Source organism: Brucella sp. HL-2 (assembly GCF_025846885.2).
GTDB classification, from domain to species: Bacteria; Pseudomonadota; Alphaproteobacteria; order Rhizobiales; family Rhizobiaceae; genus Brucella; species Brucella quorumnocens.
In genome coordinates, this window is record NZ_JAOYTK010000002.1 from 1 (window position 1) to 25,220 (window position 25,220).

Here is a 25,220-nt window from a genome sequence, read left to right on the forward strand (position 1 = left end):
CAATTGCTTATCTGGAAGATGGCGATTGGGCTGTGCTGACACGCAAGAGTGTAACCGTCTATGACGAAACCAATGCCGAGGTCGAGCGCGAGGTCCAAAAATCACAGACTGCAAATATGCTGGTGTCGAAGGGAAATCATCGCCACTTCATGCAGAAGGAGATGTTCGAGCAGCCGGAAGTTATTTCCCATACGCTTGCAAACTATCTCGATTTCACCACCGGAAAAGTGCGTGAAGAAGCAGTCGGTATTGATTTTAGCAAGGTTGATCGTCTGACCATTTCTGCCTGTGGCACCGCTTTTTATGCAGCCTCAGTTGGCAAATACTGGTTCGAGCAGATTGCGCGTTTGCCGGTCGACAGCGATATTGCATCGGAATTCCGTTATCGCGAAATGCCGCTTTCAAAGGATTCGCTGGCGATGTTCGTTTCGCAATCCGGCGAAACGGCTGATACTCTGGCTTCGCTGCGTTATTGCAAGCAGCAGGGCTTGAAAATCGCCTCTGTGGTCAATGTGACCGGCTCGACCATTGCGCGAGAATCGGATGCTGTGTTTCCCACGCTTGCCGGTCCTGAAATCGGTGTTGCTTCGACCAAGGCATTCACCTGTCAGCTTTCGACTATGGCGTCACTTGCAATTGCTGCCGCAAAGGCGCGCGGGGTGATTGACGACAAACGCGAGCAGGAGCTGGTGCGCCAGCTTTCCGAAGCGCCGCGTTTCATCAATCAGGTGTTGAAGCTTGAAGACCAGATTGCGGCTGTTTGTCATGAGCTGGCCAAAGTCAATCATGTGCTTTACCTCGGTCGCGGCACGTCCTTCCCACTGGCGATGGAAGGTGCGCTGAAGCTCAAGGAAATTTCCTATATTCATGCTGAAGGCTATGCGGCTGGTGAGCTGAAGCACGGACCGATTGCGCTGATCGATGAAACCATGCCGGTAATCGTCATTGCACCGTCGGATCGTCTCTATGAGAAGACTGTATCCAACATGCAGGAAGTGGCAGCTCGCGGCGGTCGTATTATTCTGATTACTGATAAGAAGGGTGCAGCGGCAGCAAGTCTTGATACGATGGCAACCATCGTTCTGCCTGACGTGCCAGAATTTATCACGCCGCTGGTCTATGCTCTGCCGATCCAGATGCTGGCTTATCACACCGCAATTCTTATGGGTACTGACGTCGATCAGCCGCGTAATCTCGCGAAGTCGGTGACTGTAGAGTGAAATAAAAACAGTCTATTATAGATAGACTTTGATAAATGAATGGAATGGCCGCAACAATGCGGCCATTTTTGTTCTAACTTTTATGCATGTCGTTATCGGATCGTAGCGGGATCAGAAATCAGTCCAATGGACTGATTTCCCCGCGAAGGCGGTTTCCACTTTTCCGCGACAAGGTTTATCCTGCCCGAAGTAGGCGGATCGCTTCATCACGACCAAAGAGATAGAGCAGTACTCGCAGCGCTTGCCCGCGTTCGCCCTCTAGATCGGGGTCGCTTGCCAGAATATAACGGGCATCTTTGCGCGCAATTTCCAGTAAATCACCATGTGCTTCTATGGACGCAAGGCGAAAACCCGGTGTGCCGGACTGGCGGGTGCCGAGCAGTTCTCCTTCGCCGCGCAGCTTCAAATCTTCCTCGGCAATGCGGAACCCGTCTTCCGTTTCGCGCATCACCTTGAGACGTGCCTGACCGATTTCTCCAAGCGGGCCTTTGTAAAGCAGCAGGCATGTGGAAGGCTTGTCGCCACGCCCCACGCGTCCGCGTAACTGATGCAATTGGGAGAGACCGAAACGCTCGGCATGTTCGATGACGATGATGGTGGCATCCGGCACATCAACACCAACTTCAATGACAGTCGTTGCTACCAGAAGCCGCGTTTCCCCCTGTTTGAAAGCGCGCATGGCTTCGTCTTTCTCAACGCCAGTCATGCGGCCATGAATGAGTCCGATCTTGTTGCCAAAAGCAGATTTGAGCGATTCAAAGCGTTCTTCGGCCGAGGTCAGCTCGACAACCTCGGATTCTTCCACGAGCGGGCAAATCCAGTAGATTTTTTGCCCTTCGTTCACAGCTTTACGGATGCGCTCAACGAGTTCACCCAAGCGCTCTATTGGCAGAATAGCCGTGGTGATCGGTTGGCGGCCGGCTGGCTTTTCGGTGAGCTTGGACACATCCATATCGCCAAATGCGGTTAGAACCAGCGTGCGCGGAATAGGCGTTGCCGTCATCACCAGCATATCGGGCGCGCTGCCCTTTGCCGTCAGCATCAGTCGCTGATGCACGCCGAAACGATGTTGCTCGTCAATAATAACGAAGACAAGATCGTGATACTCGACCTTTTCCTGAAAAAGCGCATGTGTGCCGATGACGATATCGACGTCACCGCTCTTGAGGCCTTCGAGAACAGTGTTGCGCTCTTTCCCTTTATCGCGTCCGGTGAGGAGGGCAGTTTTCAGGCCAACTTTTTCAGCCAGAGGCGCAATGGTTGCAAAATGCTGTCGTGCCAGCACTTCTGTTGGTGCCATCAGGGCCGATTGCCCCCCAGATTCTGCTGCATGTGCCATCGATAAAAGGCCCACTACGGTCTTACCCGAGCCGACATCGCCTTGTAGCAGGCGAAGCGTACGCTCTGGAGATTTTAGATCGGTGATGATCTCGTGAACCGCCTGATCCTGACTCCCGGTCAGTTTATAGGGGAGGTGGCGCATGATTTCAGCAACGATGCGGCCATTGCCTTCAAGCGGGCGACCTGAAAGACGGCGTGTTTTGGCACGCACTAGTGCCAAAGCCAACTGCCCTGCCAGAAACTCGTCATAAGCCAATCTGCGCCGCGTGATGCTTTCGAGCGCAACATCGCTCGGGTCTTCCGGCAGATGCATTGTATCGAGTGCATCTTTGAAAGTATGAAAACGCTCGCGCGCGAGAAGCGGTGGATCTATCCATTCTGGTAGCACTGGTACGCGTGTGAGTGCTTCTTTCATCGCCCGCCCGAGTGTTTTGGACGAAAGCCCAGCCGTCAGTGGATAGACCGGCTCAACCATCGGCAGGTTAGCCGCATCTTCCAAGCTTGCGATATAATCCGGATGTACCATCGAGGCGCGCCCGTTGAACCATTCCACCTTGCCGGAGACAACGACAGTTTCACCTTCCGGCAGCATTTTTTCAAGCCACGGCAATTGCGCATGGAAGAAGGTGAGAATGATTTCACCAGTATCGTCATGGGCAATCACGCGATGGGGAACATTTCCTCTACCGCGTGGCGCGGGCTGGTGCTGATCGACCATCACCTCCAGTGTAACGATCGCGCCTTCCTGCGCAAAAGCGATGCCGGGGCGATTGCGCCGGTCGATCACACTATGTGGCGGCAGAAAGAGAAGTTGGCCAACTTTCGGCTCGGCACCGGGGACATCCGTTCCTAAAAGCTTGCCAAGCAAAGCAGCCACTTTCGGGCCAATGCCTGAAAGTGAGCGGACGGAAGCAAAAAACGGATCGAGTACAGACGGACGCATGGTGGCGAGCATTAACTGCTTTGCTTTTCTGTGCAAGCCTTTGAAATGGTTTTTGTACTATTTTTGTTCTAACGCATCGACCCGAAAATCGGAATCGATTATTGGAGAGTACGGTGACCGGTTTCAACTCTTTAGAGCGGCCTTTGCGGGACCAATTGGGTGCACAGTGCTCTGACGGCTTAAAGGGTTCCCAGATGAGCAGCAGATGCTATATACCGGCTTCGAACTTTATAAATGGAGCGCTTGAACAATGACTGGCAGCACACTTGCGGCGGGAAATCTTGATGTAAGGCGTCGCAAGCTTCTGTTTCGCGCCTGGCACCGTGGTATGCGCGAGATGGATCTGATCCTTGGGCAATATGCGGATCAATATCTCGCTGGCTTCACCGATGCTCAACTTGATGAGTTTGAGCAGATTCTTGAAGTGCTCGACCGTGATCTTCTGAAATGGGTGACAGGCGAAAGCCCGACACCTGAAGAACATGATACGCCCCTGTTCCGCGATATTATCGATTTCCGCGACCGCATCGAATTCTGAGAATAAGTCCCCATGCCCGTATTCAGCAAACTCGGTCTTAAAACCAGTCCAGGCGTTAAAAGCAGCAAGCATATCGTTATCGACGGCGTCGCCGATGGTTTCGAAGCGTTTTGCCTTGCGCGTCTGGTCGAGGAGATCGGTGAACGCGGTCCCGTCATGTATATTGTCCGCGATGGCCAGCGCATTGCCGATCTGGAACAGGTACTGAATTTCGTTTCGCCTGATCTGCCGGTTCTGCATCTACCGGCGTGGGACTGTCTTCCCTATGATCGCGTATCGCCGGGGGCTGATGCCAGCGCGCGCAGGCTTGCGGCACTTGCCGCTTTGGCGTCCTTGAAAAAATCGCCGCATCCAGCAGTCATCATCACAACGGCGAATGCCATTCTGCAAAAGCTGCCGCCACAGGCCGCGATCGCCGAGCAGGTGATTTCAGCGCGTCCCGGCAATCAACTCAACATGAACGATCTGGGTGCACGGCTGGAACGCAACGGTTTTGAGCGTGTCTCGACTGTGCGTGACATTGGCGAATATGCTGTGCGCGGTGGCATTCTTGATCTTTTTGCACCAGGTTCAGAGGAGCCTCTGCGGCTCGATTTCTTTGGCGACACGCTCGAAACAATCCGCGCGTTCGATCCGGCATCGCAGCGCACCACAGGCGCGCGCAAGGAATTCGTGCTTCAGCCTATGAGCGAAATTTCGCTCTCGCCGGATATGATTAGCCGTTTCCGCAAGAATTACGTGGCCATGTTCGGCGCGCCGCAGCGCGACGATGCACTTTATCAGGCAATCAGTGAAGGGCGACGCTTTGCGGGCATGGAACACTGGCTGCCGCTTTTCTACGACAACCTTGAAACTGTGTTCGACCACGCGGGCGATATGCCAGTGGTATTCGATCATCTGGTGCATGAGGCGCTGACAGAACGCCATACAATGGTGGTCGATCATTACGAGGCACGCCTGCGACAGGCCGAAGGTAAAGAGCCGGGCAGCGATGCTATTCCTTATAAGCCGGTTAAGCCGGAAACGCTTTATCTGACGCCACGGGAAGTTGAAGCGTTTGCCGCGTTGGTCGGCCTGCGTATCGATCTGACGCCATTTGGTACACCAGAAGTCTCTGGCCGTTCGATCATTCATGCTGATGTGCACAAGGGCCGCAACTTTGCTGAAGAACGTGCTGCAACCGATGTGAACCTTTTTGAAGCGGTGGTGAAATACATCGCCGATTTGCGCGTCGCGGGCAAAAAGGTGCTGGTGGCGGCGTGGTCCGAAGGTTCGCTCGACCGTCTGCTGCAGGTGCTGGATGAGCACGGACTTGAGAAAATCGAAACCGTTGATCGCCTTTCGATGGTCAAAGCACTCTCGCGTGACAAGATTACAGCGGCGGTTCTTGCCGTTGAGAGCGGCTTTGATGCGGGCGATCTGGTCGTCGTTGCCGAGCAGGATATTCTCGGTGATCGCCTTGTGCGCCGCACCAAGCGCCGCAAACGCGATCAGGATTTCATTTCTGAAGTAGCATCGCTCTCAGCTGGTGATATCGTCGTCCACGTCGATCATGGTATCGGCCGGTTTATTGGCCTCAAGACAATCACGGCGGCGGGGGCGCCACATGACTGTCTGGAGATTCATTATGCAGGCGATGATCGTCTGTTTCTGCCGGTCGAAAATATCGAGTTGCTTTCACGCTTTGGGTCGGAAGGGTCTGAAGCTGTTCTGGATAAGCTTGGTGGTGGCGCATGGCAGATGCGCAAAGCGAAGCTCAAGAAGCGCTTGCTGGAGATTGCGGGGCATCTGATCCAGATTGCCGCTGAACGCCAGATGCGTGGCGCGCCATCCATGACGCCACCCGACGGACTTTATGCTGAATTTGCAGCGCGCTTTCCTTATGATGAAACCGAAGACCAGCAGCGTGCAATCGATGCCATTGCCGATGACCTTGCGGCAGGCAAGCCAATGGATCGTCTCATCTGCGGTGATGTTGGTTTCGGCAAGACAGAAGTAGCATTGCGTGCAGCCTTTGTTGCAGCGCTAAGCGGGTTTCAGGTGGCGGTGGTCGTACCGACCACGCTTCTGTCACGTCAGCACTTCAAGACTTTTTCCGCACGTTTCCACGGCCTGCCAGTCAATGTAGCCCATGCCTCGCGGCTTGTTGGCGCAAAAGAACTTGCCGCCACCAAAAAGGGCCTCGAAGACGGCACTGTCGATATCGTCGTTGGGACGCACGCTCTGCTTGGCAATTCTATCAAGATCAAGAATCTTGGCCTGCTTATCATCGATGAGGAGCAGCATTTTGGCGTCAAGCACAAGGAACGGCTCAAGGAGCTGAAGTCAGACATTCATGTGCTGACGCTGTCAGCAACACCGATCCCGCGTACATTGCAGCTCGCTTTGACGGGCGTGCGCGAGCTGTCGCTTATCACGACGCCTCCTGTTGATCGTATGGCTGTGCGCACTTTCGTCTCGCCATTTGATCCACTTGTGATCCGCGAAACGTTGCTGCGCGAACGCTATCGCGGCGGTCAGAGCTTCTATGTTTGTCCACGCATTGCCGATCTCACCGAAATTGAGGAGTTCCTCAAGGAACATGTTCCCGAGCTGAAAGTTGCTGTGGCTCATGGTCAGATGGCACCAGGTATGCTTGATGACATTATGAATGCCTTCTACGACGGCCAATATGATGTGCTTTTGTCCACGACCATCGTGGAATCGGGCCTCGATATTCCGACGGCCAATACCATGATTGTGCATCGCGCGGATATGTTCGGTCTGTCGCAGCTTTATCAGTTGCGCGGACGTGTTGGACGCTCCAAGCAGCGTGCCTTTGCGCTCTTTACACTTCCTGCCGGACGCACATTGACGGCCACTGCCGAGCGTCGCCTCAAGGTTCTACAGTCGCTCGATACACTCGGTGCAGGCTTCCAGCTCGCAAGTCACGACATGGATATTCGCGGTGCAGGCAATCTGCTAGGCGAAGAGCAGTCGGGTCACATCAAGGAAGTGGGCTTTGAGCTTTACCAGCAGATGCTGGAAGAGGCTGTTGCCACCCTCAAGGGCACAATTGAGGTCGAAGACAGCCAGTGGTCGCCACAGATTGCGATTGGTACGGCTGTTATGATCCCGGAAGCTTATGTGCCGGATCTGCAGTTGCGTCTAGGACTTTATCGCCGTCTCGCCGATCTGGCTGAGCCACAGGATATCGATGCCTTCGGCGCAGAACTGATCGACCGCTTCGGCCCGATGCCGGAAGAAGTGCAGCATTTGCTCAAGATCGTCTATATCAAGGCTCTGTGCCGCCGCGCCAATGTCGAAAAACTCGATGCCGGTCCAAAGGGCGTGGTTATCCAATTCCGCAACGCAACCTTTGCAAACCCAGTTGGTCTCGTGAAGATGATCGGGGAACAGGGATCAATGGCCAAGATCAGACCAGATCAGAGTATCGTTTTCATCCGCGACTGGGCAACACCAGAAAAGCGGCTTAACGGCTCGGCAGTTATCATGACTCAGCTTGCAAAAATCGCTACTGGTGGCTGAGGCACACAGAGATTAAACACTGAGGGTTCGGAGTCGCCTGTTGGTTCCGAAGTTTAAAACGGAGAGAACTTTGATGTTTAAGAATGCTTTGCGCATTTCCTGCACTGCTGCTGCATTTGTTTTGGCTTCCCAATCGGCTTTCGCTCTGACCACGCTCAACTGCAAGGTTGAAGGTATTGAGAATTTTGTCACGCGTTTCAGCCACAACATTGTAATTCAGGAAGCTCAGACCGCAAAGACAGTCATCTTTGAAGGCCTCGATATGGAAGCTGATCCAGAGCCAAAGAAGACAAGCAAGGAAGTTCCACTCGCTGATGTCGAATGGCCGGTGATGCCAGATATGGCAACCCTGGATCGGCAGAAGCTTCAGGCTGAATACAAAGATGCCGCCAATGGCAATAAGGTCGTTGTCATCAAGGGCACGGATGGCGGCGAGTATATGGAATACGAATTTGCCAAGCAGCCATGCTGGACTCTGGTTCGCGTGTCTGATCAGAGCATGTAAGCATTCTATTGATATTCAAACAAAAAGCCCGTGCTCCATCTGGACGCACGGGCTTTTTGTTTGATGTGCTTTATCGTCAGCGATCTTCGGCAATACCCGGTTCAAATCCTTCGGCCGTCTGTTGAATAGCTTCAGCAAGTACAGCGGCTGACTGCGCGCCCATGACGGCATATTTCTGATCGATAATGAAGCACGGCACCCCGCGGACACCGATGCGATTGGCGGTGTCAATTTCCTCGCGGATCGTATCCGTGTCAGCATTGCTTTGCAGAAGCCGGGCGACAATTGGTGCTTCCATGCCAATGCTGGCTGCAGCATCAACAAGCACGTCGTGATCGCCAATATCCTGTCCCTGCTCGAAATAGAGTGAGAACAGGGTGCCGACGAGCTTATCCTGCTTGCCAAGACCAGCTTGTGCTGCCCAATGGATCAGGCGATGTGCATCAAGCGTGTTCGGCGCACGTGTGATAGCCTCAAAATCGAAGACAATATCATTCTCTTCGCCCAGCTCGGTGAGTTGTTTGTGAATATCGTCAATCTTTGATCCGGTGCCGAATTTTTCGCGCATATAAGCCTGACGATCCTTGCCTTGTGCTGGCAAAGATGGGTCGAGCTGATAGGGGCGCCAGCGGACCTCGGCGTCGACTTCAGGCGCCAGAGCAAGGGCCTGTTCAAGTCTTTTACGGCCAAGGAAGCACCATGGGCAGACGACATCTGAAACAACATCGATGGTGATTTTTCTTGCTGTCATAAAGGTGCTCCGTTCAGCGAGCAGGAGATGTGTTCTCCTGCTCGCTTATCTCTATAGTTCTAAAATGTAGGGTGAATTACGGCCTTATCAACTGAAGCTATTTGGCAACCTGCCACCATGTTGGGAGCTGATAACCATACAGCGATGTCTTCTCAGGATGTCCGATCCGATCCCAGCGCGCAACCCACTGATAAGGCAGGTAATAGAGCGGGATATAGTAGTCTCCGGATATGAGAATGCGGTCGAGCGCGCGTACAGCGCTCACGAAATCCTCACGTTTGCGTGCTGCAAGCATCGCTTCGATCATGGCATCAACCGCCGGATCGGCGACGCCAGGATAATTGAAGCTCCCCTGGGCTTCGCGCGATGCTGAGCCCCAGCGCTGCCATTGTTCGTTGCCCGGCGACAGCGAGCCGGTCAGGGCGCCGAGGATCATATCATAGTCGAAGGTTTGCAGGCGTTGCTGATATTGTGCATCGTCAGCGCTGCGAATTTCGGCATCGATACCAAGGCGTCCAAGATTGCGCTTATAGGCAAGCGCTACTTTTTCCTCGTCCGGCGAGCGCGTCATGATCTCAAATTGTAATGGCTTGCCGGATGGATCGATCGCTTTGCCGTGTTCGAAAGAGAAGCCAGCCTCAATCAGAAGCTCATAGGCTGTCTTTGCTGGCCCACGATCATGACCACTTCCGTCTGTGATCGACGGGTGCCAGGACCCGTCCAGAACGTCCTTGCGAACCGCATCAGGGAACGGTGCCAGCAACTCACGTTCGCGCGCGCTTGCGGGCTTGCCTACGGATGATAGCTCAGAGCCTTCCCAGAAGCTTTGCAGGCGGTTGTACTGATCGGCAAAGAGATTGCGATTGGCCCATTCAAAATCAAACAGCAGCCCAAGCGCCTGTCTCACGCGGCGATCTTCGAAAACCGGGCGGCGTGTGTTGAAGACAAAGCCCAGCATGTTTGCTGGAGTGCCTTTTTCGAAGTTTTCTTTGATGACCTTTCCTTGTATCACTGCCGGGAAATTATAGGATTTTTCCCAGCGTGTTGGATTGCCTTCAAGAAACACATCAAGCAGTCCTTTCTTGAAGGACTCAAACAAGGCCGTTTCGTTGCGATAATATTCGATGCTCAGGGTTTCGAAATTATCGAACCCGCGTCGGGCGGGTAGGTCCTTACCCCAATAGTCAGGGTTCAGTTTATAGATGATCCGCTGACCTGGCTGTATGCCGGATACAGTGTAAGGACCGCTGCCGACCGGCGCTTTAAGCGTCGAATTGCCGAAAGTCGCGGGGTCAATTGCATGCTTGGGAAGCACCGGCATGGTTGCTGCAATCAGCAGAGGAAATTCACGGTCTGACTTGTCATTGAAAACAAAGCGCACCGAGCGCTCGCCTGTCTTCTCGATTTTTTCAATCCGGCTCATACGGTTGTTATAGGGTGGGCGACCTTTCTCGGTCAGAATCTCATAGGTGAAGATGACATCATCCACAGTGACCGGCTTACCGTCAGACCACTTGGCTTTTGGATTAAGCGTAAAATCTACCCATTTGCGTTCTGGATCGATTGCAACTTTTTCGGCTAACAGTCCGTAAAGGGTAAACGGCTCGTCCCGTGAGCGCTGCATGAGCGTTTCATAGAGCAGATTGCCGAAGTCTAGATCGCCGAACAAACCGCGGGCGGTCGTGCGCATGCTTTTGAGCACGAACGGATTGAGACTATCGAATGTACCAACGACTCCCATTTTAAGCGCGCCACCTTTGGGCGCTTTCGGGTTCGCATAAGGAAAATGCGTGAAGTCAGCGGGCAGGGCCACATCGCCATGCATTGAAAGCGCATAATTTGGCGATGCGTTATCTTCTGCCCATGCTGGAGCAATACCTGCAAAGAAGCCGAGCAGGCTTGCTAAAGCTGTGTTGCGGAAAAGAGCAAACAATCCAGTCAACTTTCTCGCGTCCCCGTTCAACTTAATAGGTCCATTGTAAATAAGTGTGAGTTTAGTATCGATTCGTGTGGCGAAATTAGCATGAACCTTGCGTTTGTGCGGATTAAGAGCGTGTCTGGCGCGTGACAGTGCTGATTAAAACAAAAAATATGGCGTATTTTGCTGTCTGAATGCAGTCGACCATCTGGATTCATATCAGAAGTCGTTGTAACACGGCCCTCGGATTGGGACGATAAGTTCCGGAGGTCACGCTGTTGCCGCATTTTCAAATCAGTGACGGTCTATCGCTGACTCAAACCAGAGACGGAAGATCAAAGCCTTGAAAGGAAATTGTTGATCATGACCAGCACGAAGACAATCGCTGCCGCATCTGCATTTGCTGGCGCGTTCGCCTTGCTTGCCTCTGCGACGATGCCTGCAGCCGCACAGCAGCAGCCGCCACAGGGCTGGTTCAAGGTTTGCTCGAAGCAGGAAGATAACGACATCTGCAACACGCAGAATATTATCACGGCTGACTCCGGCCAGCTGCTAACCGCTGTCAACCTCATCGAAATCAAGGGCAAGATCAATCGTAAGATTTTTCAGGTCACTGTTCCGATTGGCCGCTTGATCCCGGCTGGCGTTGGTTTGCAGATCGACAACAACAAGCCAACCAAGCTTGAATACGGCATCTGCTTCCCAGATCGCTGCATTGCGGAAGCTCCGCTTTCCGATGATCTGATCAATGCTCTCAAGAAGGGCAGCAAGGTAACTCTGACTTCGGTCAACTACCAGAACAAGCAGAACCCGATTCCAGTCGCACTGACCGGCTTCTCAGCAGCTCTTACGGGTCCAGGCCTGAAGCAGTCTGAACTTGAAGAACGTCAGAAGGAACTTCAGGACGCTGTTGCAAAGCGCCAGAAGGAATTCGAAGAAAAGATGAAGGCTGAACAGGCCAAGGCAAAGGGTGCAGCTAACTAAGCTGTTCTGATGTCATGAAACAAAAAGGGCGCTTCAAAGCGCCCTTTTTGTTGTGCCTTCTAATCAGAAATGACCAGAAAAGTTCAGTTTGCGTGCAGTTTCACGCGATATGATCCGTTTTCCAGACGCTCAAACATATCGTTGAGCTGCGGATGGCGAAGCGGCTCATCGCTTAAATCCGGGACAAGATTCTGTTCCGAAACATAGGCCACATATTCCGAATCTGAATTTTCAGCCAGCAAATGATAGAAGGGCTGATCGCGACGCGGACGCCCTTCTTCGGGAATGGATTCATACCATTCTTCCGTATTGGCGAATTCCGGATCGACATCGAAAATGATTCCGCGGAACGGAAACAGTCGATGCTTGACCACCTGTCCGATCTGAAACTTAGCGTGTTTTATCTGTGCCATACTCATAAGACATATGTAGTTCACCGCGCGCCGAAATAAAGCTGCGGGAGGTTTCAGGTTCGTTTATTGGGGCGTTTTATTGCTTTGGTGAAGTTTTCCCGGGTTCGCCCAAGCTTGGAAGCTTGGGCATAAACTGCGAAAAACCACTGCCGGGACGCAAACCCTCGCGCATGAAGAATGCTCTGAGCGGTGCAAAAGAACGCAGCATTTCAAGTCCCACGCCGCGTGCAATCTGTGCTGGCAGCATTGGTGACAGGAGCGACCGGTTCAGAGCATCAACAGACCCTGTACGCGCCAGAATGTCTGGGCGACGACCACGATCATAAGCGCGCGTGACACGATCAGAACCCGGATCTGATGGATCACTCGCGATGGCCTTTACAAGCGTTTCCACATCGCGCGTCCCAAGATTAAGGCCCTGCGCACCGATTGGCGGAAACACGTGAGCAGCTTCGCCTATCAGCACAGTGCGCTTGGCGGCAAAAGCATGTGGAACCAGACCAGACAGTGGCCATGCCTGCGGACGGACGTCCAGAGTAACCTTGCCGAGCATGGACTGCATCATCTCTTCGATGCGCTGACCAAGTGTTTCATCATCAAGTGCGAGCAGCGTTTCTGCACGTCCTGGATTGACCACCCAGACGAGGCTGGATCGTTTACCCTTTAACGGAACCTGTGTGAACGGGCCTTCCTCGGTATGGAATTCGGTCGAGATGTTTTCATGGTCGACCGTATGACTGAACGAAAGCACGACAGCTGTTTGCGGATAGCTCCAACGGCGCGTACGAATGCCTGCAGCCTCACGTGCACTTGAGTTGCGGCCATCAGCGGCAACAACAAGGCGCGTATGGAGTGTATCGCCGCCTGCAAGCGTGATTGTCACGTGGTCATCGTTGTTGCGATATTCGATTGCCGGAAGCGTGATGCGTTCAATCGCACTGTTTTTCTCAACCGCCTCCGCAAGCTTCTGATTGAGTGTTGCGTTTGGAATGTTATAGCCAAAAGCCACTTCGTCGATCTCGCCGGCCCGAAATGTAACAGCTGGGCTGCGAATGAGGCGACGCGTTGCATCAACAATGCGCATGGAGGCGAGAGGGGCTGCTTCCGGAGCAATGTCGTTCCAAACGCCAATCTCATCGAGAAAGCGAATTGCAGGCATCATGAGTGCGGTCGTGCGGCGGTCGCCCTTGTCGGTTTCGGGGCCGAGCAATGATGTCCGATAGCCTTTTGCGCTCAAAGCAAGTGCTGCCATCATCCCGGCTGGTCCACCGCCACTGATGACGATCTCGGTAAGGGGCTTCTCGACAACCACGTCATTCATCGTATTCTATCCTTCGCCAAAATGCTGGCCGAAAGCGATTCTTATTCGTTCTGTTTCAGCCGCACTTAACCGCAAATAGGCTGAAAAGGCCAATGTCGCGTTAATTAAAACCTAATCTTTGGTGGAATGAGGGCGGTTTTGTCTCATGACTTACTTGCTCTTTTCACCTTATTCGGGGAAAGCTTTATGCAAGATCACGGCTTTTTGGCTTAGAGCCTCAGAGTCATATTGGCTGACCCGCACCCGGCAGGATGAATGCTGGAAGATTGAGGGTAGCCTTCAAGAGAAATGGCGAACGGCGTGAAAACCAGACTGACCGGAAAACTCAAAGCCAAGAAAGTGACCGCGCCGCAGGCGAAGGCATTTTCCGTGCATCTGCTCACCGCGTCGGGATCGTTTCTGGCGTTTTTGTCTATCGTCGCGGCAAGCGATGGCCGCTACACCGCAATGTGGTGGTGGTTGGGTCTGGCTCTGTTTGTTGATGGTATTGATGGCCCGATCGCGCGCAAGCTCGAAGTCAAATACGTGCTACCCAACTGGTCTGGTGAGTTGCTCGATAACATCATCGACTATGTGACTTACGTGCTGATACCGGCCTTCGCACTTTACCAAAGCGGGTTTATGGGGACGAACCTGTCCTTCATATCGGGCGCAATCATCGTGGTTTCGAGCGCCATTTATTACGCCGATACGGGCATGAAGACGAAAGAGAACTTCTTTAAAGGCTTCCCCGTTGTCTGGAATATGGTGGTGTTCACGCTCTTCATCGTCAGACCCGGCGAATGGGAAGCCTTCGCCATCGTCGTTGCTTCAGCGATCCTCTCATTCCTGCCTATCAGCTTCCTACATCCGGTGCGCGTGGTGCGTCTGCGTCCGCTGAACCTGACCGTCTTCTTGCTGTGGTGCGCTTTCGGTGCCGCAGGCCTGTACTACACACTTGATGCGCCGCTCTGGGTGCGTGTCGGTATCACCGTGACCGGGCTTTATATCTACTTCATCGGTGCCATCATGCAATTTTTCCCCAATCTTGGCCGGACTGCTGCGGTGATTGCCGCTGAGGCTGCGACTGCTGCAGCATCGGCCCAAAAATCGGAATCGATTTTTGGAAAGCACGATACGTAGATTCAATAGTTCAAAGTGTCCTTATGTAGCGCCCAAGAGGCGCAGGACGCTCTAGGAAAACAACGACTGGAGAAGCATCGTGATCAATGCAATTCGCGTCCATCAGACTGGTGGCCCTGACGTTCTGCAATATGAACAGATTGAAATTGGTGCGCCGGGTCCGGGTGAAGCGAAAGTGCGCCACGAGGCGATTGGCCTGAATTTCATCGATGTCTATTTTCGGACTGGGCTTTACAAGGCGGCTCAGATGCCGTTCATCCCCGGTAATGAAGGCGCAGGCACTGTCGTTGCTGTGGGTTCTGGCGTCGATAGTATCAAGGTTGGTGATCGCGTTGCTTATGCGGCGACACCAGGTTCTTATGCCGATGAGCGTATTCTTCCAGCTGATCGTTTGCTGAAAGTGCCGGAAACGATTGAGCTGAAGTCGGCCGCTGCGATGATGCTCAAGGGCATGACTGCGCAATACCTTCTGCGTCAGACCTTCGTCGTCAAACCCGGCCACACGATCCTGTTTCATGCGGCTGCAGGCGGCGTTGGGCTTATTGCAGGCCAGTGGGCCAAGCATCTTGGTGCGACTGTCATCGGAACGGCAGGTTCAGAAGACAAGGTCGCGCTTGCCAAGGCTCACGGCTATGACCATATGATCAACTATCGCACGGAAAACTTCGTCGAACGCGTCAAGGAACTGACCGGCGGCGAAGGTGTGGACGTCGTCTATGACTCGGTTGGGCGCGACACCTATATGGGCTCGCTCGATGTGTTGAAGCCGCTTGGCATGTTCGCCTGCTTCGGCCAGTCTTCTGGAACAATCCCGCCATTTGATTTGAACATTCTTGCGCAGAAGGGATCGCTTTTTGCGACCCGTCCTACATTGTTCAACTATGTGGCGAAGCGCCCTGATCTGGAGAGAACTGCAAACGATCTTTTCGACGTTGTAGCAAACGGTGCAGTTAAGATAGAAATCAATCAGTCTTACGCGCTCAATGATGTGCGTAAAGCGCATGAAGATTTGGAAGCGCGCAAGACGACGGGCGCGAGTATTCTGCTCCCATAAGGATATCGAATTGTGCTTCGGCAATATCGGCGGTGTGCATATGTCCTCCGCCGATTTCTTTTTGGCTTTTCAATTGCGGTCTTGCTGGATAAGGTCGTAAAAAAATAACCTCGGGGAACAATGTCAGCGCCTTTATCCGACCGGCCTCTTTTAGATGTCCGCCGGCTCACCAAAGTATTTGGTCAACTCAGAGCCTGCGACGCGGTAGATCTCGTCATTGCAGAGGGGGAAATCCACGCGCTTCTGGGCGAAAATGGTGCTGGGAAATCCACCTTCGTTAAAATGCTATTCGGTGCGCTACAGCCGCTGGAGGGCGAAATCGTCTGGAAGGGCGAACGCGTTACGATCACCCAGCCCGCCACAGCAAGAAAGCTGGGCATCGGTATGGTTTTCCAGCATTTCTCTCTATTTGACTCGCTGACTGCTGCCGAGAATATTGCATTGTCACTTGACGGTTCATTGCCGCTTCCTGAAGTGGCGAAACGTGCGCGCGAGATCGGAAAAGCATATGGCCTGCCTATTGATCCGCAGGCGCATGTTGGCGATCTTTCGGTGGGTGAGCGTCAGCGTATCGAGATTGTGCGTTGTCTCCTGCAAGAGCCGGATCTGATCATTCTCGATGAGCCAACATCGGTGCTGACACCACAGGAAGCAGATCGGCTGTTTGAGACGCTGGAGCGCCTGAAATCAGAAGGCAAGTCGATCCTTTATATCAGCCATCGGCTTGAAGAGGTGAAGCGGCTTTGTGATCGCGCAACCGTGCTCCGTCATGGCAAGGTGATCGCTCATTGCGACCCGCGAGAGCAAACGGCGGCATCGCTTGCACGCATGATGGTTGGCAATGACATCAAGGTCGTAGCCCGCAAACCGATTGATGTAGCTGAAACCACGGCTACACCATTGTTTGAAATTAAAAACCTGTCTCAGGCACCGCGCGGCCCCTTTTCGACGGCTCTCGACAATATCTCGCTTTCGGTAAAAGCAGGTGAGGTTGTCGGTATCGCGGGAGTGGCGGGCAACGGGCAGGGCGAGTTTTTTGAAGCTGTATCCGGCGAGTTTCTTCAATCATCAGCGTCAGCCGTGCGTATTCGGGGCAAAGATGCAGGTAAACTCGGCATCAGCGAAAGGCGTTTGATGGGTGCAGCCTTTGTCCCCGAAGAACGACTTGGTCACGGTGCAGTGCCATCCCTGCCGTTGACGGATAATCTCTTCCTGTCGCGCTATAAAACTGACGCGAAAACGTTTTTGCGCGGTGGTAAACTGAAGCTGATTGCCGAAAGCGCGCTGCGTTCCGCTGCAAAGCGCATTATTGAGACGATGGATGTTCGCAAGAGCGCTGAAAACCCACCGGCCTCTGCATTGTCTGGTGGCAATCTCCAGAAGTTCATCATCGGTCGTGAACTTGATCGCGCTCCATCTGTCATGGTTGTGAACCAGCCGACATGGGGCGTGGATGCCGGGGCTGCTGCGCATATCCGTCAGGCACTGCTCGATCTGGCGCGCTCCGGCTCTGCCGTTCTTGTCATCAGCCAGGATCTCGATGAACTGCTTGAAATTAGCGACCGTATTGCTGTCATGAATCATGGCGCGCTTTCTGATCCCATGCCCATCGCTGAAGTGACGCTGGAAAAGATCGGCCTTCTCATGGGCGGGGTATCCGGCACGGATCAGGCAGGGGCAGCATAATGCGTATAGAACTGGTCAAACGGCCTCAGCCTTCAAAAATTTTTAGCGCAGTATCGCCTTTGCTGGCGCTGGCGCTCACGATGGTGTTCGGCGGTCTCGCCTTTGCACTGATGGGCAAAGACCCGTTTCAGGCGCTTTATGTCTTCTTTGTCGAGCCATTGCTTGATGTGTGGTCATGGCACGAGTTGCTGGTCAAGGCGACACCACTTATCTTGATTGCTGTTGGCCTTTGCGTGTGCTTCCTTTCCAATAACTGGAATATCGGCGCCGAAGGTCAGTTCATTATCGGTGCGATCACCGGCTCCGTTTTGCCAGTCATGTTTCCAGAATTGCAGCTTTGGATCGTTCTTCCGCTGATGATGCTGATGGGTATGGCGGGCGGTGCCGCATATGCATCCATTCCGGCGCTGCTCAAAGTTCGTTTCAACACCAATGAAATTCTGACCAGCCTCATGCTGGTCTACGTCGCGCAGCTGTTCCTTGACTGGCTGGTGCGCGGACCATGGCGCAATCCTGAAGGCTACAACTTCCCGGAAACACGCCAGTTCAATCCAAGTGCCGTTTTGCCGGAAATCTGGAGCGCATCGGGTCGCGCCCATTGGGGCTTCATATTTGCAATCGTTGCTGCTGTTGCAGTGTGGTTCCTTCTGGCCAAAACGCTGAAAGGCTTTGAGGTCAAGGTCATCGGGCAAAGCCCGAGGGCAGGCCGGTTTGCTGGCTTCAGTTCTGGCAAGCTGGTCTTCTTTGTCTTCGCTGTTTCAGGTGCGCTCGCAGGTCTTGCCGGTATTGCGGAAACATCTGGCGCCATTGGACAGCTTCGCCCGGTCATTTCTCCTGGCTACGGCTTTACGGCAATCATCGTTGCTTTCCTTGGTCGTCTTAATCCGATCGGCGCTATCGCTGCAGGCTTTGTGCTTGCGCTGTCTTATCTGGGCGGCGAGGCCGCACAGGTTGCCATTGGCATATCGGAAAAATCAGCCCGTGTGTTTCAGGGCATGATCCTGTTCTTCGTGCTCGCCTGCGACACGCTCATCCATTATCGCATCCGCTTTGTAGCGGGCCGTTCAGCAGGGAAGGTGTGATCAATGGACCTGACACAGGCAATTCTTCTCACCATTGCAACCGCGGCAACCCCCTTGTTGATAGCGGCAATTGGTGAACTGGTCGTCGAGCGCTCTGGTGTGCTGAACCTTGGCGTCGAAGGCATGATGTTGATGGGTGCGGTTTCAGGCTTTGCCGCCGCACAATACACAGGCTCGGCCTGGCTTGGCATGCTGGCTGCTATCTTTGTAGGCAGTCTCTTTTCAGGCATTTTTGCATTTCTGACGCTCACACTTGTGACCAATCAGGTTGCGACCGGTTTAGCACTGACCATTCTTGGCATTGGTGCTTCAGCAATGCTCGGCGAAAGCTTTGTCGGTATGCCGGGTGTGCGGCTTGATGCAATCAGCATTCCATATCTCAGCGATATTCCTTATGTCGGCCGTTTCCTGTTCGGGCAGGACCCGATCTTCTACATCTCCATTCTGCTGGTTGTTGGGGTGACGTGGTTTCTGTTCCGCACGCGGGCGGGTCTGCAATTGCGTGCCATTGGTGACAGTCATGGCTCGGCCCATGCGCTCGGCGTGCATGTGGTACGCACCCGTTATCTTGCTGTGTTGTTTGGTGGCGCTTGCGCCGGGCTTGCTGGTGCACAGCTTTCGCTCGTTTATGTGCCGCAATGGGTTGAGAACATGTCGGCAGGGCGCGGCTGGATAGCGCTCGCGCTTGTCGTGTTCGCCTCATGGCGTCCGTGGCGTGTGCTGATCGGCGCTTATTTGTTTGGTGCGGTCACAATTGGCCAGCTGCACGCGCAAGCGCTTGGCTTCGGCCTGCCATCGCAGTTTTTGTCGGCCTTACCTTATATCGCGACAATCGTGGTTCTGGTTATCATCTCACGCAACAGGCGTTTGACGATGATGAACACGCCTGCATCGCTCGGCAAGCCTTTCGTGCCGGACAGGTGACAGTTTTGAACGGCATCTCGGCTCCCACGGGCAGCTGTTTTATTTTGAGGGTGAAAAAGGAGCGCAGGGAACATGAAAAAGACGTTGTTGGCAATCGCCACCGCGGCCAGCTTTATGCTTGGTGGGGCGGCACATGCAGAAGACAAGCTGAAGATCGGCTTCATCTATATCGGACCTCCAGGTGATTTCGGCTGGACATACCAGCACGACGTTGCCCGCAAGGAGATGATCGAAGCTCTCGGTGACAAGGTGGAGACGACCTTCCTCGAAAACGTGCCCGAAGGTGCGGATGCCGAACGCTCGATTGAGCGTCTGGCGCGTGCAGGCAATAAGCTGATCTTCACAACCTCTTTCGGTTACATGGACCCGACACTCAAAGTGGCGGCCAAGTTCCCGGATGTGAAGTTTGAGCACGCAACCGGCTACAAGACTGCAGACAACATGTCAGCATACAATGCGCGCTTCTATGAAGGACGCTATGTACAGGGCCAGATTGCTGCCAAGCTGTCGACCAAGGGCGTTGCAGGCTACATCGCGTCAGTCCCCGTGCCGGAAGTCGTACAGGGCATCAATGCATTCATGCTCGGCGCACAGTCGGTCAATCCAGACTTCAAGGTCAAGGTCATCTGGGTCAATTCCTGGTTTGATCCGGGCAAGGAAGCGGATGCTGCTAAAGCTCTCGTCGATCAGGGTGTAGACATTCTCACCCAGCATACGGATTCGACCGCACCGATCCAGGTTGCGCATGAGCGTGGCATCAAGGCATTCGGTCAGGCTTCGGACATGATTAAGTTCGGTCCTGAAACCCAGCTTACGGCAATCGTTGATGATTGGGGCCCATACTATATCGACCGTGCCAAGGCAGTTCTTGACGGTTCGTGGAAGACTCAGAACATCTGGTGGGGCATGAAGGAAGGCCTCGTGAAGATGGCGCCTTACACCAACATGCCTGATGACGTTAAGAAAATGGCTGAAGAAACTGAAGCCAAGATCAAGTCGGGTGAACTTAAGCCGTTCACTGGCCCGATCAAGAAGCAGGACGGCTCCGAGTGGCTCAAGGAAGGCGAACAGGCTGACGACAAGACCTTGCTCGGTCTGAACTTCTACGTTGCTGGCGTTGACGACAAGCTGCCGCAATAAGCTGTGACACATTTAAATAAAAAGGGCGCTTCAAGCGCCCTTTTTATTTGCCGAGCGCGTTTCGATCCTCGCTTCACTCCGGCTGGCATATGCTCTAAAGCGACAGTTTCATACCTTCATGACTGTCAACGAAGCCCAGCGATTTGTAGAAGCGTATGGCATCGGAACGAGATTTATCGGTTGTAAGTTGCACCAGACCGCAGTCATGTTCGCGACATTGTTCAATTGCCCATTCGATCATTTGCCTGCCGATGCCGCCGCCACGTGTGTCACTGGCGATGCGCACACTTTCGATTTGCCCGCGCCACATGCCTTTGCGCGATAGCCCCGGAATGAAGCTGAGCTGTAAGCAGCCTGTTACTTTTCCATCATGCTCGACGACGGCGAGTAATTGGTTGGGGTCGCTATATATGGCTTTAAACGCATCAGTGTAGCATCGGTTGAGCGGACTGCTGTTGTCCTCGCGTGTGGTCCCTAGCGCATCATCCGCAAGCATGGCTACAATTGCCGTAAGATCAGCCTCAATGGCTTTGCGAATGGATATGGTGGCATCGGTCATAAGAAACTTCCACAGGCTTGGATTCTGAAAAAACCAAACCTATGCGTTCGCATACCGTTACGAAAGACAAAACAAATAAAAAAGCCGGAGCAAAGCCCCGGCTTAAAGTTTTACTCAACCGAATTTATTCGGCTGCGTCGGCAGGTGCTGCGTTGAGCATGCCGTAACGTTCTTCGCCAATCTTGGCGAGCAGATCGAGCTGGGTTTCGAGGAAGTCGATGTGACCTTCTTCATCTGCCAGAAGCTCGTCAAAAAGCTGCTTGGAAACATAATCACCGAGTTCATCGCAGATTTCGCGGGACTTCTTGTAGGATGCGCGAGCGTCGTATTCGCCCTTAAGATCGCATTCCAGAACTTCCTTGACGTTCTGACCGATGCGCAGTGGCGCAACCTGCTGCAGGTTCGGATGGCCTTCAAGGAAGATGATGCGGTCGATCAACTTGTCCGCATGCTGCATTTCTTCGATGGATTCTTCACGTTCTTTCTTAGCAAGACGCGTGAACCCCCAGTCGTTGAGCAGACGATAGTGCAACCAGTACTGGTTTACTGCGCCAAGTTCGAGAAACAGTGCCTCGTTAAGCCGCTCGATGACCTTTGGTTCGCCTTTCATTCCATGAACTCCCGAATTTGTCTCGTAGAGAACGCACACGATCCATGAACAGGACCACGTTTTCGTCCATTTGGTTGTGACGAAGATGGTATTCTTCGGTCACCCTTATGATCGTTTCTACGACGTTTGGGAAGCAGCCACAGCAGCGACCGCTCTTCGACATGGCGTTATAGACGGTGCCAGGAACAATTAATCGCCAGCAATCTTCATCGAGAAGCTGTGTGACGACGATCTCAATATCTTTATCGGTAATAACGTTGCAGCTGCAGACTAGCATGAAAAGTAAACTCCAGCATCTGCAATACGCTGTGATTGTATAAAACTCACAATGCGGAGTGACACACTTTGTTCGTTGCTATTTTGATCATTAAAAATACGGCGTGTCGCGCCGATTTTTACTTCAATATTGGCAAAATACCGTGTTGAACCGAACAAAGGTTCCTCCAATCGCAGGGGTTAAAGGCCCGAACATCAAAGGTAGACTTAGGTAAGTCTTCAAAAACCCACCAATTTAAGTCAGGTTATGGCTGGGGAGGAGTGGTTCTGTCAAATTTTATGTTTTTGAAACGTTCTAAAAATCAATAACTTAGAATTATTCTAAATATGAGTTAAGCGCCCATCTTTAAACGTTAATTAGACTTTTACATAGGGTAAAACAGGGCAGTTTTTGCCCTGCTTAAAACTTATGCGCCATTTCGCCGCATGATGTGGAAAACATCGCGCGAGAGTGGCTCAAACGCCTTCAACGGCCTCGAATCCCTCGAACTGTGGTGGACCTGCATAGAGTGGCTTGTTGTTGCCAGCGTTGCGGTGAGCGTTGCGGAATTGTTCGGATTTTGTCCAAAAGACGAAATCATCACGTGTGCGCCAGACAGTGTGGGAAGAATAGAGCGTATAGCCTTCTTCCTCGTTGGTCGCACCACGCAGCAGGTTGAAGCTTTCAAAGCCGGGAAGCTCAGAAAGTTGGGAATCGCGGTTTCTCCAGACTGTTTCGAAATCGGCTTCGTTGCCGACGAGAACTTTGAAGCGATTCATTGCGATGAACATTGCTGATCCTTTTCTTTGCAAAGATGGACTGGCTACAAAATTTTCAGAACAATTGCACAGATGTTGTGCCGTGTCCTGTTGGTTTTCCGGCGAGTGCGGTGATAGGGCTCGCACTCGCCGCGTCGTATCTCGGGATATGAAGGCCACAGCCGCGGTCAGAGATGGGTGGACTTCGTAGACACGACGATCAGTGTTCGGGAGGTTATAGCCTCCCGATATTTTTAGAACTTCTGCGTCAGCGACAGTTTGAAGTATCTACCAGCTTCCGTGTAGCGTTCTGTAACGTTTGTAACGGTGCTGATATTCATCGCGTCATAGTATCCTTTATCGAAGATATTATAGACGCCAGCCTGCAAGCGTGTACCGTTCAGCTGCTTTGGTTCCCACCAGCCCGTTAAATTTACAACGCCATAGCCAGGAAGTCTGCGCGTTGCGCTACCTGCTCTGGTTGAAATTGTCTGGTTCAAGTAGGCCGCCCCAACGACACTTGTGTCTACACCCCAAGTTTCGGTGTTATATCCAACGCCGAAAATGCCCTTGAAAGGTTGCGATGATGACAGCGCGATGTCGTCGTCAAGGTTCATTGCTTTAGAATAAGCGAGTGTCCCGTGAACATTGAAACCATTTACAAAGTTATGGTGGGCTTTGACTTCAATACCAGCAATCCGAGCCTTGTTAAGGTTGCGGAAGGTAGTCAATCCATCAGGATATTCATCCGTAGGCGTCGTTACAGTGTCGATGAAGTTATTATAACGATTTGCAAAGACTGTGATTTTACCACCAGAGTCCTGATCGCCGAACTTGGCACCAACATCAATGCCGTAACCCGTTTCAGGCTTCAGGTCGGGGTTGCCAATCGTTCCATAGCTTGCCGAAAGATAAGTTACATATAGCTGATCAATTTCTGGTGCTTTGTAAGTCGATGAGACTTGCGCGAAAAGCTCAAGACCTGGTGTGGCTTGCCAAGAGAAGCGGATTTTTGGCGATACTCGGCCGTCCGAATTATTGTCATATCCGCTGATGGAATCTGGTTCGTATTTGAACCAATCGAAACGCATACCTGGAGTGATGGCAAACGGTGTATCACCTATTTCGATACGGTCTTCTGCGAACAGGCCAAGGCGATAGGAGTCTACGTCAGGTGTGTCTGCTTGATTGATGTGCAGGAATGCGCAGGTCGGGTTTTGTAAGCCGCGAATACATGCGTCGTCGCCAGTGAATGACTGAGTGCTTTTACCGATGCTGAAATCACCGCCGACAGTCAGCGAGTGTGAAAGGGTACCAGTGTCAAAGCCGAGATTGGTATAACCGCTAGCACCGTAGCGCTCATCTTCAAGTTTGTAGTGGCGGCTGAAAGGGCCTGCGAGTGCACCTTTACGTATGGTGTCTGTGCCGTAAGATCGTGTCATCTTCTGCCAGTACACAGTCGCCCAGGCATTGTTTACAAGGCCATCGTTCTGGCTCTCATAGCGATAATCTAGTGACACACGGTCGCGATCATTTTTCCGGTTCTGGTTGTAATCGCGATTGTTGTAAGTTGTCCCGGCATCTGAATTCAGATTGGTGTCGGAATCATAACGGTTGCGTTCAGCGGTGATGCCGACAGTGTGGCCACCTTCAAGCTCTTGTCGCAGCTTGAACATAAGATTGCTGCGATCATAATCCTTGGGGTCGGCTTCGGTGCGCGCTGCGCCATACCCACCGACGTCCCCAGTTCCTCGAACTTCATGGCCGCGCTTATACGAACCTTGAAACAGGACGGATGTGTTCTGAATCTTTTGTGCGACAGCACCTGAACCGATGAAGGATCGATCGGAACCATCGTAAGTAAGTTTAGCGATACCGCCAAATGCCTTGCCCGGTGCGAGCAGATCTTCTGGCTCCAGTGTCCTCAGGGCGATGGCACCTCCCATCGCGCCAGAGCCGAGGCGACTTGCGTCGGCCCCATAAAGCACATCAAATGTGGAGAGTGCGGAAATATCATATGCATCGCTGCCGCCGCCGTTCACATCAGTACGAATGGCTGCATCGAGATATGGTATAGGAATGCCGTCGATTGTAGTGAGTACGCGATCATCCTGAAGGCCGCGAATGTTCACGCTTCCAGTGGTCGCGCTTACAGCAAGGCCCGGCTCAAGCGTATTGGATAGGTCTCTGACAGACTCGATGTCTTTTTTGCGGATTTCGTCAGCAGTTGTGACGTTTGCCAAAGGTGTGTCTGAAACCGCTCCCTTTGTTCCGCGTGTATTCTTGATAACAATAGGTTTCAGCTCGACGCCGTTGCTTTCCGTCGCTGCAGTTTGTTCCTGCGCGTATGCGTTCGACACCATTGCTAGAATTACGACTGCGAGACTGGTGCTCGCCAAAAATGACCGCTTATGTTCCCCGTTTATTGCCCGCATTGCCTAGTATCTCCTGAAGGACAAAGCAAAATTCTCACGCCCGTCTGAGGTGAGAAAGTTAAATTTCTCAATAGGTTACATCCTCCCCATCCCGAGGGGAGCGTCAGCGCTGGCTGGAAGGAGAAACCTTCG

The 25,220-nt window shown here is 52.9% G+C and carries 21 protein-coding genes; 11 read left to right on the forward strand and 10 right to left on the reverse strand.

Features of this window, described 5'->3' with window-relative positions:
• On the forward strand, positions 1-1,220 hold a 1,220-nt coding region (glmS, locus tag OIV19_RS03190), incomplete at its 5' end, for a glutamine--fructose-6-phosphate transaminase (isomerizing) (protein WP_264230660.1).
• Between the two features lie 175 nt (positions 1,221-1,395).
• On the opposite strand, the gene recG is transcribed toward glmS, so the two are convergent.
• On the reverse strand, positions 1,396-3,516 hold the full coding sequence (gene recG / locus OIV19_RS03195) for an ATP-dependent DNA helicase RecG (protein ID WP_264230661.1): 2,121 nt from the start codon (positions 3,514-3,516) through the stop codon (positions 1,396-1,398).
• A 238-nt stretch (positions 3,517-3,754) separates the two neighbouring features.
• On the opposite strand from recG, the gene OIV19_RS03200 reads away from it, so the two are divergent.
• From OIV19_RS03200 to OIV19_RS03210, 3 genes are all read left to right on the forward strand, one after another.
• Positions 3,755-4,042, forward strand: a complete 288-nt coding sequence (locus tag OIV19_RS03200) for an FAD assembly factor SdhE (protein WP_264230662.1) — start codon at positions 3,755-3,757, stop codon at positions 4,040-4,042.
• A gap of 12 nt (positions 4,043-4,054) precedes the next feature.
• A complete protein-coding gene (gene mfd / locus OIV19_RS03205) occupies positions 4,055-7,570 on the forward strand; it encodes a transcription-repair coupling factor (RefSeq protein ID WP_151092833.1) in 3,516 nt (1,171 codons plus the stop codon).
• Positions 7,571-7,643: 73 nt separating this feature from the next.
• Complete coding sequence (locus OIV19_RS03210) at positions 7,644-8,075, forward strand: hypothetical protein (protein WP_151092835.1); 432 nt, start codon at positions 7,644-7,646, stop codon at positions 8,073-8,075.
• 76 nt (positions 8,076-8,151) lie between these two features.
• Here the strand turns inward: OIV19_RS03210 and OIV19_RS03215 are convergent, their stop codons facing one another.
• Together OIV19_RS03215 and OIV19_RS03220 are read right to left on the reverse strand one after the other, a co-directional pair.
• Positions 8,152-8,826, reverse strand: a complete 675-nt coding sequence (locus tag OIV19_RS03215; protein WP_264230663.1) for a DsbA family oxidoreductase — start codon at positions 8,824-8,826, stop codon at positions 8,152-8,154.
• 97 nt (positions 8,827-8,923) lie between these two features.
• Positions 8,924-10,651 (reverse strand): extracellular solute-binding protein, encoded by a 1,728-nt coding sequence (locus tag OIV19_RS03220; RefSeq protein WP_264230955.1) that lies wholly within the window; start codon positions 10,649-10,651, stop codon positions 8,924-8,926.
• A gap of 456 nt (positions 10,652-11,107) precedes the next feature.
• Between OIV19_RS03220 and OIV19_RS03225 the strand changes: the two genes are divergently transcribed.
• The gene (locus OIV19_RS03225; RefSeq protein ID WP_024900261.1) at positions 11,108-11,728 is read left to right on the forward strand and encodes an invasion associated locus B family protein; all 621 of its coding nucleotides are present in this window, start codon (positions 11,108-11,110) and stop codon (positions 11,726-11,728) included.
• Positions 11,729-11,811: 83 nt separating this feature from the next.
• Here the strand turns inward: OIV19_RS03225 and hspQ are convergent, their stop codons facing one another.
• Positions 11,812-12,147, reverse strand: a complete 336-nt coding sequence (gene hspQ, locus OIV19_RS03230) for a heat shock protein HspQ (RefSeq protein ID WP_095444194.1) — start codon at positions 12,145-12,147, stop codon at positions 11,812-11,814.
• Positions 12,148-12,217: 70 nt separating this feature from the next.
• Positions 12,218-13,462: a UbiH/UbiF family hydroxylase gene (locus tag OIV19_RS03235; RefSeq protein WP_264230664.1), complete on the reverse strand. Its 1,245-nt coding sequence runs from the start codon at positions 13,460-13,462 to the stop codon at positions 12,218-12,220.
• 288 nt (positions 13,463-13,750) lie between these two features.
• Between OIV19_RS03235 and pcsA the strand changes: the two genes are divergently transcribed.
• The 6 genes from pcsA (at position 13,751) to OIV19_RS03265 (ending at position 20,470) form a co-directional block, all read left to right on the forward strand.
• Positions 13,751-14,584: a phosphatidylcholine synthase gene (pcsA, locus tag OIV19_RS03240; protein WP_264230665.1), complete on the forward strand. Its 834-nt coding sequence runs from the start codon at positions 13,751-13,753 to the stop codon at positions 14,582-14,584.
• Positions 14,585-14,663: 79 nt separating this feature from the next.
• Positions 14,664-15,638, forward strand: coding sequence for a quinone oxidoreductase family protein (locus OIV19_RS03245; protein WP_264230666.1), 975 nt, complete (start codon positions 14,664-14,666; stop codon positions 15,636-15,638).
• Between the two features lie 120 nt (positions 15,639-15,758).
• Positions 15,759-17,324: an ABC transporter ATP-binding protein gene (locus tag OIV19_RS03250; protein ID WP_264230667.1), complete on the forward strand. Its 1,566-nt coding sequence runs from the start codon at positions 15,759-15,761 to the stop codon at positions 17,322-17,324.
• On the forward strand, positions 17,324-18,406 hold the full coding sequence (locus OIV19_RS03255; protein ID WP_191793215.1) for an ABC transporter permease: 1,083 nt from the start codon (positions 17,324-17,326) through the stop codon (positions 18,404-18,406). Before OIV19_RS03250 ends, OIV19_RS03255 begins: the two co-directional genes overlap by 1 nt.
• A gap of 3 nt (positions 18,407-18,409) precedes the next feature.
• Positions 18,410-19,330, forward strand: a complete 921-nt coding sequence (locus OIV19_RS03260) for an ABC transporter permease (RefSeq protein WP_264230668.1) — start codon at positions 18,410-18,412, stop codon at positions 19,328-19,330.
• A gap of 72 nt (positions 19,331-19,402) precedes the next feature.
• Entirely contained in the window at positions 19,403-20,470 is a 1,068-nt protein-coding gene (locus OIV19_RS03265; RefSeq protein ID WP_151092851.1) for a BMP family ABC transporter substrate-binding protein, read from the forward strand.
• Positions 20,471-20,564: 94 nt separating this feature from the next.
• Here the strand turns inward: OIV19_RS03265 and OIV19_RS03270 are convergent, their stop codons facing one another.
• From OIV19_RS03270 to OIV19_RS03290, 5 genes are all read right to left on the reverse strand, one after another.
• Positions 20,565-21,029, reverse strand: coding sequence for a GNAT family N-acetyltransferase (locus OIV19_RS03270; RefSeq protein WP_191793311.1), 465 nt, complete (start codon positions 21,027-21,029; stop codon positions 20,565-20,567).
• Positions 21,030-21,153: 124 nt separating this feature from the next.
• Positions 21,154-21,639, reverse strand: a complete 486-nt coding sequence (bfr, locus tag OIV19_RS03275; RefSeq protein ID WP_095444203.1) for a bacterioferritin — start codon at positions 21,637-21,639, stop codon at positions 21,154-21,156.
• The gene (locus OIV19_RS03280) at positions 21,605-21,916 is read right to left on the reverse strand and encodes a (2Fe-2S)-binding protein (protein WP_151091846.1); all 312 of its coding nucleotides are present in this window, start codon (positions 21,914-21,916) and stop codon (positions 21,605-21,607) included. Before OIV19_RS03280 ends, bfr begins: the two co-directional genes overlap by 35 nt.
• A gap of 455 nt (positions 21,917-22,371) precedes the next feature.
• On the reverse strand, positions 22,372-22,686 hold the full coding sequence (gene hmuQ / locus OIV19_RS03285; protein ID WP_095444204.1) for a heme-degrading protein HmuQ: 315 nt from the start codon (positions 22,684-22,686) through the stop codon (positions 22,372-22,374).
• A gap of 221 nt (positions 22,687-22,907) precedes the next feature.
• Complete coding sequence (locus OIV19_RS03290; RefSeq protein ID WP_264230669.1) at positions 22,908-25,052, reverse strand: TonB-dependent hemoglobin/transferrin/lactoferrin family receptor; 2,145 nt, start codon at positions 25,050-25,052, stop codon at positions 22,908-22,910.
• Between the last annotated feature and the right edge of the window lie 168 nt (positions 25,053-25,220).